Origin of the sequence: Buttiauxella gaviniae (assembly GCF_040786275.1) — a bacterium.
Taxonomy (GTDB): Bacteria; Pseudomonadota; Gammaproteobacteria; order Enterobacterales; family Enterobacteriaceae; genus Buttiauxella; species Buttiauxella gaviniae_A.
Genome location: NZ_JBFMVT010000002.1, coordinates 555215 through 568805 on the forward strand (window position 1 = coordinate 555215; position 13591 = coordinate 568805).

The 13591-nt window shown below is 51.6% G+C and carries 15 protein-coding genes; 3 read left to right on the top strand and 12 right to left on the bottom strand.

From position 1 onward, the window contains the following. Positions 1–103 precede the first annotated feature (103 nt). The 3 genes from yfcG (at position 104) to AB1E22_RS03300 (ending at position 2108) form a co-directional block, all read left to right on the top strand. Positions 104–733, top strand: coding sequence for a GSH-dependent disulfide bond oxidoreductase (gene yfcG / locus AB1E22_RS03290; protein ID WP_367594071.1), 630 nt, complete (start codon positions 104–106; stop codon positions 731–733). A gap of 93 nt (positions 734–826) precedes the next feature. Next, positions 827–1195: a dihydroneopterin triphosphate 2'-epimerase gene (gene folX, locus AB1E22_RS03295; RefSeq protein ID WP_367594072.1), complete on the top strand. Its 369-nt coding sequence runs from the start codon at positions 827–829 to the stop codon at positions 1193–1195. A gap of 19 nt (positions 1196–1214) precedes the next feature. Further along, on the top strand, positions 1215–2108 hold the full coding sequence (locus AB1E22_RS03300; RefSeq protein ID WP_367594073.1) for a TIGR01777 family oxidoreductase: 894 nt from the start codon (positions 1215–1217) through the stop codon (positions 2106–2108). A 179-nt stretch (positions 2109–2287) separates the two neighbouring features. Here the strand turns inward: AB1E22_RS03300 and hisP are convergent, their stop codons facing one another. The 12 genes from hisP to AB1E22_RS03360 form a co-directional block, all read right to left on the bottom strand. Next, positions 2288–3061, bottom strand: coding sequence for a histidine ABC transporter ATP-binding protein HisP (gene hisP / locus AB1E22_RS03305; protein WP_367597313.1), 774 nt, complete (start codon positions 3059–3061; stop codon positions 2288–2290). A gap of 10 nt (positions 3062–3071) precedes the next feature. Next, positions 3072–3788 carry an ABC transporter permease gene (locus tag AB1E22_RS03310; RefSeq protein ID WP_367594074.1) on the bottom strand — a complete coding sequence of 239 codons (717 nt, stop codon included), beginning with the start codon at positions 3786–3788 and terminating at the stop codon, positions 3072–3074. Next, a complete protein-coding gene (locus AB1E22_RS03315; RefSeq protein WP_367597314.1) occupies positions 3785–4471 on the bottom strand; it encodes a histidine ABC transporter permease HisQ in 687 nt (228 codons plus the stop codon). Before AB1E22_RS03315 ends, AB1E22_RS03310 begins: the two co-directional genes overlap by 4 nt. 124 nt (positions 4472–4595) lie before the next feature. Then, complete coding sequence (hisJ, locus tag AB1E22_RS03320) at positions 4596–5378, bottom strand: histidine ABC transporter substrate-binding protein HisJ (protein ID WP_367594075.1); 783 nt, start codon at positions 5376–5378, stop codon at positions 4596–4598. 295 nt (positions 5379–5673) lie between these two features. Further along, the gene (argT, locus tag AB1E22_RS03325; RefSeq protein WP_367594076.1) at positions 5674–6450 is read right to left on the bottom strand and encodes a lysine/arginine/ornithine ABC transporter substrate-binding protein ArgT; all 777 of its coding nucleotides are present in this window, start codon (positions 6448–6450) and stop codon (positions 5674–5676) included. Positions 6451–6746: 296 nt separating this feature from the next. Further along, complete coding sequence (locus AB1E22_RS03330; protein ID WP_367594077.1) at positions 6747–7316, bottom strand: UbiX family flavin prenyltransferase; 570 nt, start codon at positions 7314–7316, stop codon at positions 6747–6749. 181 nt (positions 7317–7497) lie between these two features. Beyond that, positions 7498–9015, bottom strand: coding sequence for an amidophosphoribosyltransferase (gene purF / locus AB1E22_RS03335; protein ID WP_367594078.1), 1518 nt, complete (start codon positions 9013–9015; stop codon positions 7498–7500). Positions 9016–9050: 35 nt separating this feature from the next. Then, the gene (gene cvpA / locus AB1E22_RS03340) at positions 9051–9539 is read right to left on the bottom strand and encodes a colicin V production protein (RefSeq protein ID WP_034458856.1); all 489 of its coding nucleotides are present in this window, start codon (positions 9537–9539) and stop codon (positions 9051–9053) included. Between the two features lie 268 nt (positions 9540–9807). Then, positions 9808–10536: a cell division protein DedD gene (dedD, locus tag AB1E22_RS03345; protein WP_367594079.1), complete on the bottom strand. Its 729-nt coding sequence runs from the start codon at positions 10534–10536 to the stop codon at positions 9808–9810. Continuing rightward, positions 10526–11794: a bifunctional tetrahydrofolate synthase/dihydrofolate synthase gene (gene folC, locus AB1E22_RS03350; protein WP_367594080.1), complete on the bottom strand. Its 1269-nt coding sequence runs from the start codon at positions 11792–11794 to the stop codon at positions 10526–10528. Before folC ends, dedD begins: the two co-directional genes overlap by 11 nt. A gap of 77 nt (positions 11795–11871) precedes the next feature. Further along, the gene (gene accD, locus AB1E22_RS03355) at positions 11872–12792 is read right to left on the bottom strand and encodes an acetyl-CoA carboxylase, carboxyltransferase subunit beta (RefSeq protein WP_367594081.1); all 921 of its coding nucleotides are present in this window, start codon (positions 12790–12792) and stop codon (positions 11872–11874) included. 138 nt (positions 12793–12930) lie between these two features. After that, positions 12931–13590, bottom strand: coding sequence for a DedA family protein (locus AB1E22_RS03360; RefSeq protein WP_139881865.1), 660 nt, complete (start codon positions 13588–13590; stop codon positions 12931–12933). Position 13591 lies beyond the last annotated feature (1 nt).

Sequence of the window (13591 nt, forward strand, 5' to 3'; positions counted from 1 at the left end):
ATAGCGGAAAATGGCGCCTGTCACCTGAACAAAACTCATCCAGAAAGCAACTTTTCCAAAGCGTCTATACTCCATAGGTTTACGAAAAATTCTGGGGAAAGAGATGATTGACCTCTATTACGCACCTACGCCAAACGGCCATAAAATCACGCTGTTTCTGGAAGAAGCGGAGCTGGACTACACCCTTCATCGTATTGATATTGGCAAAGGCGATCAGTTTCAGCCTGCGTTTTTAGCCATTTCTCCCAACAATAAAATTCCGGCAATTATTGACCACACGCCGGCCGACGGTGGCGGCCCGCTGAGTTTGTTTGAGTCCGGTGGAATTTTGTTGTATCTGGCAGAAAAGACCAACACATTGCTGAGCAAAGATCTGCGCGATCGCGCCCACACGCTGCAATGGTTATTCTGGCAGGTCAGTGGATTTGGGCCGATGCTCGGCCAGAATCACCACTTTAATCACTTCGCGCCTCAGCCCGTTCCTTACGCGATTGAACGATATCAGGTGGAAACTCAGCGATTGTATGGCGTACTTAATAAGCAACTCGAAAAGACTCCGTGGCTGGGCGGAAACGAGTACAGTATTGCCGACATTGCGACGTATCCGTGGACGGTTTCCCATGATCGCCAGCGTATAAATCTGGCAAACTTCCCTGCGGTTCAAAACTGGTTTGAGCGCATTCACTCGCGTCCGGCAACCGAACGCGCCTATGAGCAGGCGCAAAAAAGCTGATAGCCGCGCCCCAGGATGGGCGCAATTTTTTTCCTCATGTAATTTGGGTATAGTCAGAGCCTGGAAAAAATGAATACATGGAGGAAACCTGCAATGTCGTCCCCACAACCCGATGCAATTATTCGAATCAAAAACTTACGTCTGCGCACTTTTATTGGCATCAAAGAAGAAGAGATCGCCAATCGCCAGGATATTGTCATTAACGTCGCCATTCATTATCCCGCAGATAAAGCGCGCGCCAGTGAAGATATCAACGATGCGCTAAACTACCGCACCATCACTAAACAAATCATCCAGTTGGTTGAGAACCATCGCTTCTCACTGTTGGAAAAATTAACTCAGGATGTGCTCGACATCGCATGCGACCATCCGTGGGTGTCTTATGCTGAAGTAGAGATCGATAAACTTCACGCGCTGCGTTATGCCGATTCAGTCTCTATGACCATGAGCTGGCGCAGATAGCAAACTGCAGGAGACGAGCATGCAGATACTGATGACCGGTGGAACCGGCTTGATTGGCAGCCATCTGGTGCCACGCCTGTTAGAGTTAGGGCACGATGTGACTGTCGTCACCCGAAATCCAGATAAAGCCCGCTCGCACTTTGACCCGAAAGTTACGCTATGGAAAGGGTTGAACGAACATCAAAATCTTGACGGCATTGATGCGGTCATCAATCTGGCGGGTGAACCCATTGCCGATAAACGCTGGACGGAGTCGCAAAAACAGCGCCTTTGCCAGAGCCGCTGGCAAATCACCGAGCGGCTGGTCGAGATGTTCAAAGCAAGCCAGACGCCACCTTCCGTGCTCATCTCCGGTTCCGCCGCCGGTTATTACGGCGATCTCGGCGAAGTCGTGGTGAACGAAGATGAACCACCGCACAATGAATTTACCCATAAGCTGTGCGCCCGCTGGGAACAAATCGCCTGCGGAGCGCAAAGTGAACAGACGCGTGTGTGCCTGCTGCGTACCGGCGTCGTGCTTGCCCCAAAAGGGGGGATTCTGGCGAAGCTGCTGCCAATCTTCCGCTTAGGGCTCGGCGGGCCAATGGGCTCAGGCCGCCAGTATCTGGCCTGGATTCATATCGACGATATGGTTAACGGTATTTTGTGGCTGCTCAATAACGACCTGCGCGGGCCATTTAACATGGTTTCGCCCTACCCCGTCCGCAACGAACAGTTTTCTCATGCGCTGGGCCACGTGCTGAATCGCCCGGCGTTTATGCGCGCGCCAACGAGCGCAATCAAGTTAATGATGGGCGAATCCTCGGTGCTGGTTCTGGGCGGGCAGCGAGCGCTGCCGAAACGGCTTGAAGAGTCTGGGTTTGGCTTTCGCTATTTCGATCTGGAAGAAGCGCTGGGGGATGTTGTGCGGTAGAAACGACCCCCGCCCAACCTCCCCCTTGCCAGGTGGAGGAGTTAACTGCTCCCTCCCCTGGAAAAGGGGAGGATTGGGGTGGGGTCCGAACCTGATGCGAGTGCCTTAATTTGTCCCCACCCTACTCGAATGCCTAAGTAAGATCTGTATAAGAGACAGCCCCCGAGGATCAGGGCAAATTACTTCAACGACCCCGAAAGGAACTGCTGCAAACGAGCGCTTTTCGGATTGCCGAACAATTCATCCGGCGTGCCTTCTTCTTCAATTAAACCCTGGTGCAAGAAAATCACATGGTTTGAAACATGGCGCGCAAAATCCATCTCGTGCGTCACTACCACCATGGTTTTTCCTTCTTCGGCGAGTTTCTGCATGATACGCAGTACTTCGCCCACAAGCTCCGGGTCTAGCGCGGAAGTCGGTTCATCAAACAGCAATACCTCAGGTTCCATCGCCAGGGCGCGAGCAATCGAGACACGCTGCTGCTGGCCACCTGAAAGATGCACCGGGTATTTCACCTGCTGGCGCTCATCAATACCCACTTTCGCCAGATATTTAATCGCACGCTCTTTGGCTTCCTGTTTGCTCAAACCTAAAACCTGAATCGGGGCTTCCATGACGTTTTCCAGCACCGTCATGTGGCTCCAGAGGTTAAAGTGCTGGAATACCATCGTCAGGCGGGTGCGCAGCAAACGGAGCTGATTTTTATCGGCAACTTTCAATTGCCCATCGGTATCGCGCACCAGATTAATGTTCTGGTTATTAACGACAATCGTCCCTTCACTCGGTTTTTCAAGGAAGTTGATGCAGCGCAGGAAAGTACTTTTCCCGGAGCCTGACGAACCGATAATACTGATCACATCGCCAGCGTTGGCTTGTAAAGAGACGCCCTTCAGGACTTCATGTTGGCCGTAGCGCTTATGCAGGTCGGTAACGCTTAATTTTTTATCAGTCATCATTGAACACTCAATGCGTTGAGCTTGGTTTAATATGCTGCAACCAGCGTTGCTCCGCCTTGCGGAACAATCTAATCAGCACATAAGAAATACACAGGTATAACACCGCAGCGATACCAAACGCGGTAAATGGCTGGTAGGTCGCGGAGTTAATATCGCGGGCGATTTTCAGCAGATCCGGCACGGTGGCGGTAAAGGCCAGCGCGGTAGAGTGCAGCATTAAAATCACTTCATTGCTGTACGCTGGCAGCGCAATACGCAGCGCCGAAGGCAAAATAATGCAGCGATACATTTTAACGCGTGAGAACCCATAGGCGCGCGCGGCTTCAATTTCGCCATGTGGGACTGAACGAATCGCCCCGGCAAAAATTTCGGTGGTATAGGCGCAGGTGTTTAGCGTCAACGCCAACACGGTGCAGTTCAGGCCGCTGCGGAAAAACTCATTTAGCAGAACCGTGCCTTTAACCACTTCCAGCGTATACATGCCGGAGTAGAACACCAGCAACTGCACATACAGCGGCGTACCACGGAAAATGTAGGTAAAGAGCCAGATAGGAAACGCGATAAATTTGTTGCTCGACACGCGGCCAATAGCCAGAAACAGCGCCAGAATCCCGCCCATCACCACCGATGAAATCAGCAGCCACAGCGTGATAGCCACGCCGGTAAAGCGATAGCCGTCAGTCCACAGCAACGCTTTCCAGTATTCCTGAACGATATCAATCATAGCTCGGCCCTCTTCACGCCTACGGAATAGCGACGTTCAAGCCAAAGCAGTACCCCGTTCGATACCGTGGTAAAGAACAGATAAATAATCCCTGCAACAATCGCGAAGTAGAATGGCTGCCAGGTGCTTTTCCCGGCCAACTGCGTGGCTTTCACCACATCTTCAAGACCTAACAAAGAAACGAGCGCCGTGGCTTTTAAAATAACCTGCCAGTTATTACCAATCCCCGGGAGCGCGAAACGCATCATTGCAGGAAAGAGAATGCGGCGGAAGGTTTGCGAGCCCGTAAAGCCAAAAGCGGTAGCCGCTTCAATATGCCCTTTCGGCACAGTGAGAAACGCGCCGCGGAAGGTTTCGGTAAAGTAGGCACCGTAGATAAAACCGAGCGTGATGATACCCGCAACCATCGGGTCGATATCAAACTGCGCCATTCCCAGCGAATCCGTTAACACGTTGAGCGCCATTTGCAGACCATAAAAAATCAGCAGCATCAGCACGAGATCCGGCACGCCACGAATCAGCGTGGTGTAACCTTCAAACAGCATCGCTAGCGGGCGATTTTTGGATAGCTTTGCGCCAGCGCCTGCCAGGCCAATAATCACCGAGAGGATAACGGAGCTTAACGCCAGTTCCAGCGTGACGAGCGCCCCTTTAAAAATCACTTCAGAAAAACCGTACAGCATGGTGCGTATCCTGTCGTCAGTGTCTGCACAAACGGTATCAACGTAGGGCGGGTAAGCACGTGTCACCCGCCATCGTTTGTATTATCAGTGGATGGCGCTTACGCTTATCCACCCTACAACACTGTTAACCACCGTAAACATCAAAGTCGAAGTACTTCTTCGCTAACTTCTCGTAAGTTCCGTCTTTGCGCATTTCAGCAAACGCTTTATTCAGCGCTTCACGCAGCTCATTGTCATCTTTACGCAGCCCCATTCCGGTGCCGACGCCAAACAATTTGTCATCTTTAATGGATGGGCCGCCGAACTGATAATCTTTGCCGACAGGTTGTTTCAGGAAACCTTCGCTGGCCGCGACTTCATCCTGGAATGCAGCGTCAATACGGCCAGCCGTCAGGTCAGCGTAGATTGAGTCCTGACCCTGATAAGAGACAATTTCAATGCCTTTAGGCGCCCAATGCTCATTACCATAAGTCTCTTGCGTGGTGCCCTGCAGAACGCCGATACGCTTACCTTTCAGAGATTGAAGGGTGGGCTCAATCGTTGAGCCTTTGGCGACCACTAAACGAGAATCGGCTGCGTACAGTTTGTCGGTGAAGGCGATCTCTTGCTGACGTTTTTCAGTGATGGAAAGAGACGACATAATTGCGTCGATTTTTTTCGCTTTCAGGGAAGGGATCAGCGCATCCAGTGGGTTTTCCACAAACGTACAGTTTGTTTCGATGCGTTTGCAGAGTTCTTTTGCCAGATCGATGTCAAAACCCACTAATTCCCCTTGGGCATTTTTCGACTCAAACGGGGCGTAAGTAGGATCGGTACCGATACGTAAATTTTTAGGAATAGCGGCGAAAGCTGTAGAAACGCTGGAAAATGCCAGCACCAAAGAAAGAGCGATGATCTGCTTGTTCATAATTACCCTCGAAAAGACTGTTTTTATGCGCGATTGCTTTTTAACCGGATAAAATTGCACTTTCCATGCCAATTTATGCATGTGTTGATAACGTTTTTCAGTACGTTGGCGCGCTAAAAATGCGCATCAGTTTCATTCAAAAACACGCTGCACCAACGAGATGCAAACGATACACTTTTTTTGTGCATCAGCAAAAAATTGCACCATTAAAGTGCGTAATGACCTGGGTTAGTTTGCAATTCTATTCAGCCCGGCGGCACTAAAGTGCAGCCGGGCTACAGACTAAGGGATAATGTTATTCACCGTAAACATTAAAATCGAAGTACTTCTTAGCAAATTTGTCGTAAGTGCCGTCTTTACGCATTTCTGCCAGTGCTTTGTCGAAGGCCGCTTTCAGCTCAGCATCGTCTTTACGCATGCCAATCCCGGTGCCATCGCCAAAATACTGTTTGTTTTTTACAGAAGGTCCCGCAAAGGCAAACTCTTTTCCGGCAGGTTGTTTCAGGAACCCTTCGCTCGCGGCAACTTCGTCCTGAAATGCAGCGTCAAGGCGGCCCGCAGCCAGGTCAGAATAAATCAGATCCTGGTTAGCATAAGCCACAACGTCGATCCCTTTTGGATGCCATTGCGCGTTAGCAAAGGCTTCCTGAGTCGATCCCTGCAAAACACCCACATGTTTGCCTTTCAGGGAATCAATTGTTGGCTGAATCGGTGAGCCTTTGCTGGCGATCAGACGGGAATCAGCCGCATAAAGTTTTTCTGAGAAAGCAATTTCCTGCTGGCGTTTTTCGGTGATAGAGAGGGAGGAGATGATCGCGTCGATTTTCTTCGCTTTCAAAGAAGGGATCAGTGAGTCAAAGTCGAGCCCAACCCACGTACACTTGGTGTTAATGCGCTTACAAAGTTCATTCCCGATATCGATATCAAAACCGACAAAGTCCCCTTTCGCATCTTTAGAAGAGAAAGGCGCATAGGTGGCGTCCGTACCAATACGAACGGTCTGCGGGATTGCTGCATAAACGGTGCTGGATAACCCGAGCAGCAATGACAGAGCGAGAACCTGCTTCTTCATAGATAACCCTCAAGTTTACTGATCTTATTATGTGTAATGTCGTGTTGTGTTTGTTTAGTGCTGCGAAGCAGAGTTGCAGTTCCCATGCCACTTTTTCCTGCGTGAAAGAAAGTGCATGGTTTCATGTTAAAAAAAAGTTACAACACTGTCGCAGAATTGAAAGATAGCAGGTCTGGTGTGAGGGAAAAACATTAATGGTGGAAAATAGGGGATAAATGTTCTGGAAGTGATCGAGGTTACAAAATCGCCCCATTATGAGGCGAAAGGTTTTGTGATGCACCACACTGGCGCAACGGCTATGCCCCGTTCCAGCGCGTGAACAAGTCTTCCGGCAGCTCAATATCAAACTGATCGAGCACGCGGTTTACCGTCTGGTCGATAATATCCTGCACGCTTTGCGGGCGATGATAAAACGCAGGCATTGGCGGCATGATTACCGCCCCAAGTTCAGCCGCCTGCGTCATCAGGCGCAAATGCCCGAGATGCAGCGGCGTTTCACGCACACAAAGCACCAGCGGACGACGCTCTTTGAGTACCACATCTGCCGCACGCGTGAGCAGGCCGTCTGTATAGCTGTGAACAATGCCAGAGAGCGTTTTGATTGAGCAGGGCAATATGACCATGCCATGCGTCTTAAAAGAGCCTGAGGAGAGGCTGGCGGCGATATCACGGGCATCGTGAACCACATCCGCCAGAGCTTGCACTTCACGCAGGGAAAAATCTGTTTCCAACCCAAGGGTCTGGCGAGCCGCGTTGCTCATGATGAGATGCGTTTCGACATCGGGTAATTGTTGCAGCACCTGAAGCAGTCGCACGCCATAAATTGCGCCACTGGCACCTGAAATCCCAACAATTAACCGTTTCATATTGACGTTCGCCCAAGGAGTTTATCTGGGCTGACTTTGCCGCAAGATGGGCGGGGATGCAAGGAGTGGACGCCCTCATCTCACGGTTAAGGGAGAAAACCCGGACACCACCCCAGCCCTCCCCTTTCCAGGGGAGGATCTGGTAAGGGGGAGGCTGGGAGGGGGTCGCGCGAGGATAGTTTTACCCCTCGTTATGCATCTCTAAATTTTCCACTTCGTTTTGACGCTGAATCGCTTTCGAATCGTCATTACGCAGGGATTCAAGATACTCAAGGTATTCGTGATCCACATCTTTGGTGACATACACGCCGTTAAACACCGAGCACTCAAACTGCGTAATGTCCGGATTCTCAACGCGCACCGCTTCAATCAGATCGTCCAGATTCTGGAAGATCAAACCGTCGGCACCGATTAACTGGCGGATCTCGTCAACTTCACGACCGTGAGCAATCAGTTCGTTAGCGCTTGGCATATCAATGCCATACACGTTCGGGAAACGGATTTCTGGTGCCGCAGATGCGAGATATACTTTTTTCGCTCCGGCTTCACGCGCCATCTCAATAATCTGCTCGGACGTGGTGCCGCGTACGATGGAGTCATCCACCAGCAGAACGTTTTTATCGCGGAACTCAGCGCGGTTCGCATTGAGCTTACGGCGCACAGACTTACGACGCAGTTGCTGGCCTGGCATGATAAAGGTACGACCAACGTAGCGGTTCTTCACGAAGCCCTGACGATAAGGCTTATCAAGAATACGGGCGATTTCCAGCGCGATATCGCAGGAGGTTTCTGGAATCGGGATAACCACGTCAATATCCAAATCTTCCCACTCGCGAGCAATTTTCTCACCGAGCTTTTTACCCATCTCAACGCGCGCGCTGTAAACGGAAATTTTGTCGATGAAAGAGTCCGGGCGTGCAAAGTAGACATACTCAAACAGGCAAGGATTGCTGGTTGGGTTATCAGCACACTGGCGGGTGAACAACTGCCCTTTTTCGGTGATGTACACCGCTTCGCCTGGTGCGATATCACGCAGGAATTCAAAGCCCAGCGTATCAAGAGCAACACTTTCGGAAGCGACCATATATTCGGTACGGCCATCACCTAAATCGCGTTTCCCCATCACCAGCGGACGGATGCCGTTCGGGTCGCGGAAGGCCACCATACCGTGACCGATAATCATGGCCACGCAGGCATATGCACCACGAATTTGACGGTTGGTTGCAGCGATAGCGGCAAAAATGTTGTCGGCTTCCAGCGGATAGTTGCGGAAGTTATCCAGCTCGCTGGCGAAAATATTGAGCAGGATTTCAGAGTCGGAGGTGGTGTTAATGTGACGACGTTTTTCTTCGAACAGCTTCTGGCGCAGCTCGTGAGCGTTCGTCAGGTTACCGTTGTGTGCAAGGGTAATGCCGTATGGGGAGTTAACATAGAAAGGCTGGGCTTCAGAAGCACTGGAACTTCCTGCTGTAGGGTAACGCACATGGCCGATACCCATATTTCCCTGCAAGCGCTGCATGTGAATGGCACCAAATACATCGCTCACCAGCCCATTGGCTTTACGCAGACGAAAACAATTTAAAGCATCAATGGTGACGATGCCCGCGGCATCCTGCCCACGATGCTGAAGCACCGTTAACGCGTCATAGATAGACTGGTTTACCGGCATAAAACCGGCGATACCGACAATACCGCACATGTTGTCTTTTCCTCATTAAGCCACGAGCCCCCGCCTTATGGCCGGGGTAAGAAACTTGACGAGCTTTGCAGATAGTCAAAGAACCATCTGATGATGAAACTGAATTGTGGGATAAGCTGCGACTTTTGCCAGTCGTCACTCTTCGAAAAACCAGTGAACGTATCAAGAAAGAACAGAATGGCGGCGACGATCAGCGCTCCACGTAAAGCACCAAAACAGATCCCCAACACCCTGTCTGTACCCGACAGGCCGGTTTTCTCCACCAGCGCGCTAATCACATAATTGACAATCGCACCGACGATGAGTGTCGCGATAAACAGTATCGCGATAGCTATTCCATTACGTACCAGTTCGTCTTCAAAGCCAGTGAACCAGACTGACAGGTAAGTGTAGTAATGACTGGCGACAAAGAAAGCACAGCCCCAGGTTACCAGCGATAACGCTTCACGCACAAACCCACGAATAACACTAATCAGAGCCGAAAAGCCGATGACTGCAATAATGGCGTAATCTATCCAGACCATGAACAAATCCCACGACAAATCGCCCTGACGTCCAGTTCGGGGCGCATTCTAACAGAAAAAGAAAACGTTTGCGTAGGGATTTCCTTCCCTCGCGTAAATAAATAATGGCGTTGAAAAAATGCTCAACGCCATTAAAAAATTGCCTGTTGTTACCGGCTTTTGCTGGAAGTTGTAAGGTGGTTAAGCCCACGTGCCGCCCACCAAATTACCGCTTTATGGCAGATGACGCTTCGCTTATCCGCCCTACAAAAACCACTACGAACACGCTTTAGCGCGCCGTATAATTCATCACCACACCATTCAGACCGGAAATCGAATTCAGCTCGCTAAGAGATGATTTGAGTTTGTCTTTTGAAGCATCCGGCCCGACCAGAATGCGGGTAATTTTCCCCTGCACAGGTGTCGACGGTGACGTGTAAGCCCGGAACCCGGAAGCGCGAAGTTTACCAACAATTTCATTCACTTTGTCGGCATTTTTCAACGCACCGAGTTGCACAACGTAGGCTTGCCCGGTCGGGGCTTTGTCTGGCGTATCCTGCTTCACCGGTTTTTCTGGCTCAGGCGGTTCTTCGTTCATCATCGCCAGGCGTTCTTCGGTTTGATCCCTTTCTGCTTTGCTCAGCGGCTTTTCAGCAGGCTTCGGCTTTGCCTTCTCAACGACCGGTTTAGGCTTAGGCTGATCGCGGGTGACCGGAACTTCATCAATACCTGCCCCGCCGTCACTCGGTAGCGAAGCGATATCAAGCCCTGGCGCTGCGGCCGCACCTGCTCTCACCTCTTCGGCGGCCCCTTCCGGCGGCTGCGAAGGCAGCGCCTGCGTCGCCGCAGGCAGCATATCCGGTTCATCGGTATCACCCGGCTTAGGCACCAGAGGAATGGCGGCAAATTCATCCTGATAATGCTTTTTCTGACCATCAAGGATGCCTGGCAGGATAATGACCCCCAGAGCGACCAGAATAATGGTTCCGACTAATCGATTTTGAAACTTACTCGCCACCTGCTCTCTCCGCGTCCAGCGCTTCCATTACGTGGGCTACTGTGTGAAATGAACCACATACCAGCACGGTATCATTGTCTGTTGCTGCCTGCATTGCGCCAGCCCAAGCCTGGGCCACACTGTCGTAGACTTCACCCTGCCCCAGATGTTCAATCAACTGTTCAGCAGTGGCTCCACGCGGCCCTTCCAGAGGGGCACAATACCAGCTATCAACCTGAGGCGACAAACAGGCCAGCGTACCGGCGATATCTTTGTCATGCAGCATGCCGATAACCGCCAGCACGCGCCCACGTTTCGGTAACTGCGCCAGGCGCCCCGCCAGGTAGGCCGCCGCATGCGGGTTATGGGCTACATCAAGAATCACCAGTGGAGCCTGCGAAATAACCTGGAATCGGCCCGGCAGCGTTGCCTCTTTAATCCCTTGAATAATAGCGCCATTGCTGACATTTAGCTGGCTTGCACGCAGTGCGGCCAGAGCCGTCGCGGCATTTGGCTGGGGCACTAACGGCAGTGGAAGCCCCTTGAGTTCGCCCTGAGCATCTTTAAAACTCCAGCTAGTCTCATCGGCGTGCCAGGACCAGTCGACATCACGGCGCAGCAGTTGAGCGCCTTTTTCAGCCGCCACATCCGCAATGGTCTGTGGCATATCAGGCTCGCCCACCACGGCTGGTTTTCCGCCACGGAATACGCCCGCTTTCTCACGCCCGATGCTTTCGCGGTCAGGCCCGAGCCAGTCGGTGTGGTCAAGTGCAATGCTGGTTACAACTGCGACATCTGCATCAACAATATTGGTTGCGTCCAGTCGCCCGCCTAAACCCACTTCAAGGATAACCACATCTACTGCCAGTTGCTTAAACAGCAGCAAAGCCGAAAGCGTACTGTATTCGAAATAGGTCAGTGAGGTTTCGCCCCGCGCGGCTTCAATCTGAGCGAAAGCGGCTGTGTGGTACGCTTCATCCAGCTCTTCACCCTGCACGCGCACGCGCTCGGTGTAGCGCAGTAAATGGGGGGAGCTGTAAACACCCACGCTGTAACCCGCCGCCATCAACACCATTTCCAACGTGCGGCACGTCGTGCCTTTACCGTTGGTTCCCGCAACGGTAAACACCGTCGGCGCAGGTTTCAGCACATCAAGCGTGGCGGCAACTTTTTTCACGCGCTCAAGACCAAGCTCGATGGTTTTAGAATGGAGATTTTCCAGATAACAAAGCCACGTGGCCAGGGGCGACGTGGCTTGAGGGATTTGCGTTTTTTCCATGATGCCCGCTCTATCTACTTTTCAAGCTACGGTTCAAGAAAAAGGGCAGGACCTGTTCGGCCTGCCCTTGTTAACAATCAGGCCTCGTGACCTTCTTCCGGTGCTGCCGGAACCACAATCGGTTCACGCGGCGCTTCCGGATTCGGCGCTGGCTGATTTGTCAGTTTTGCCAGAACGCTTGCCAGTTTCAGGCGCATTTCTGGACGGCGAACGATCATGTCGATCGCGCCTTTTTCGATCAAGAATTCACTGCGCTGGAAGCCCGGCGGCAGTTTTTCACGAACGGTCTGTTCAATAACACGCGGGCCCGCAAAGCCGATCAACGCTTTTGGCTCAGCAATGTTCAGATCGCCAAGCATCGCGAAACTTGCAGAAACGCCGCCCATGGTTGGGTCAGTCAGAACTGAAATGTATGGCAGACCGCGTTCTTGCATTTTTGCCAGCGCCGCACTGGTTTTCGCCATCTGCATCAGCGACATCAGCGCTTCTTGCATACGTGCGCCACCGGAAGCGGAGAAGCAGATCAGCGGGCAGTTATCTTCCAGAGCCTGCTCAACGGCACGAACAAAACGCGCGCCGACAACAGAACCCATAGAACCGCCCATAAAGGCAAACTCAAAGGCAACTGCAACAACAGGCATGTTATAGAGCGTGCCTTTCATTACCACCAGCGCGTCTTTCTCACCGGTTTCTTTCTGGGCCGTTGCCAGACGATCTTTGTATTTTTTGGAGTCTTTAAACTTGAGAATATCTTTTGGCTCAAGCTCACTACCCAGCTCAAACAGCGAGCCTTCATCTAACAGGCTGTGCAGGCGATCGCGCGCGGACATGCGCATGTGGTGATCGCATTTTGGGCAGACTTCAAGATTGCGTTCCAGTTCGGCGCGGTACAGAACCTGGCCGCAGCTATCGCATTTAGTCCAAACCCCTTCAGGGATGCTCGCCTTACGGGTAGGGGTAATATTGCTCTTATTGAGAATTCGTTCAATCCAGCTCATTGATGACCTTTCTGCTTGAACCTGGTCGATGCCAGTTTTTCTGTGGCAGTGTGACCTGCCCCAGACCATAAATGGTGCTCATTAAAACATAACGGCCCGCGACTTTGGATAAAAAAGTGGTCGAACCGCGCGATGGGGTTACTTTTGCAGGCGTTTGGCTGCACGTTTGTGGCGAATAATCTCAACCACGCCCGGCAATACCGACAGCACAATAATCGCCACAATCAGTAATTTCAGGTTTTCCTGCACGATCGGTAAATCGCCGAACAGATAACCTGCGTAGGTGAACAACAACACCCACAGCAACGCACCGGCAACGTTATACATCGCAAAATGACGATAGGACATGTGCCCCATCCCTGCGACAAACGGTGCGAAGGTTCGCACAATCGGTACGAAGCGCGCGAGGATAATCGTTTTTCCACCGTGACGCTCGTAAAAAGCGTGGGTTTTATCAAGATAACTGCGACGGAAGATTTTTGAGTTCGGGTTGCTGAACAGTTTCTCGCCGAATAACCGCCCAATAGTGTAGTTCACCGCGTCGCCGACAATCGCGGCGATCACCATTAAAATAACCATGGTATGAACATTCAGATCGTTAGTTGGCAACGCGGCAAGCGCGCCCGCAACGAACAGCAATGAATCACCCGGCAGGAACGGCGTCACCACCAGGCCTGTTTCGCAAAACAGAATCAAAAACAGAATGGCATAAACCCAGACACCATACTGCGCGACCAACTCCGCTAAATGCACATCAATGTGCAGAATAAAATCAATAATAAAGCGGATAAATTCCATA

Bases quoted from the DNA above. Each gene is read 5' to 3' on its own strand.
- AB1E22_RS03300 (WP_367594073.1), top strand. From the start codon at position 1,215: ATGCAGATACTGATGACCGGTGGAACCGGCTTGATTGGCAGCCATCTG.
- AB1E22_RS03330 (WP_367594077.1), bottom strand. From the start codon at position 7,316: ATGAAACGGTTAATTGTTGGGATTTCAGGTGCCAGTGGCGCAATTTAT.
- AB1E22_RS03360 (WP_139881865.1), bottom strand. From the start codon at position 13,590: ATGGAATTTATCCGCTTTATTATTGATTTTATTCTGCACATTGATGTG.
- hisP (WP_367597313.1), bottom strand. From the start codon at position 3,061: ATGACTGATAAAAAATTAAGCGTTACCGACCTGCATAAGCGCTACGGC.
- folC (WP_367594080.1), bottom strand. From the start codon at position 11,794: ATGGAAAAAACGCAAATCCCTCAAGCCACGTCGCCCCTGGCCACGTGG.
- argT (WP_367594076.1), bottom strand. From the start codon at position 6,450: ATGAAGAAGCAGGTTCTCGCTCTGTCATTGCTGCTCGGGTTATCCAGC.
- folX (WP_367594072.1), top strand. From the start codon at position 827: ATGTCGTCCCCACAACCCGATGCAATTATTCGAATCAAAAACTTACGT.
- purF (WP_367594078.1), bottom strand. From the start codon at position 9,015: ATGTGCGGTATTGTCGGTATCGCCGGTTTTATGCCGGTAAACCAGTCT.
- cvpA (WP_034458856.1), bottom strand. From the start codon at position 9,539: ATGGTCTGGATAGATTACGCCATTATTGCAGTCATCGGCTTTTCGGCT.
- AB1E22_RS03310 (WP_367594074.1), bottom strand. From the start codon at position 3,788: ATGATTGATATCGTTCAGGAATACTGGAAAGCGTTGCTGTGGACTGAC.
- yfcG (WP_367594071.1), top strand. From the start codon at position 104: ATGATTGACCTCTATTACGCACCTACGCCAAACGGCCATAAAATCACG.
- hisJ (WP_367594075.1), bottom strand. From the start codon at position 5,378: ATGAACAAGCAGATCATCGCTCTTTCTTTGGTGCTGGCATTTTCCAGC.
- AB1E22_RS03315 (WP_367597314.1), bottom strand. From the start codon at position 4,471: ATGCTGTACGGTTTTTCTGAAGTGATTTTTAAAGGGGCGCTCGTCACG.
- accD (WP_367594081.1), bottom strand. From the start codon at position 12,792: ATGAGCTGGATTGAACGAATTCTCAATAAGAGCAATATTACCCCTACC.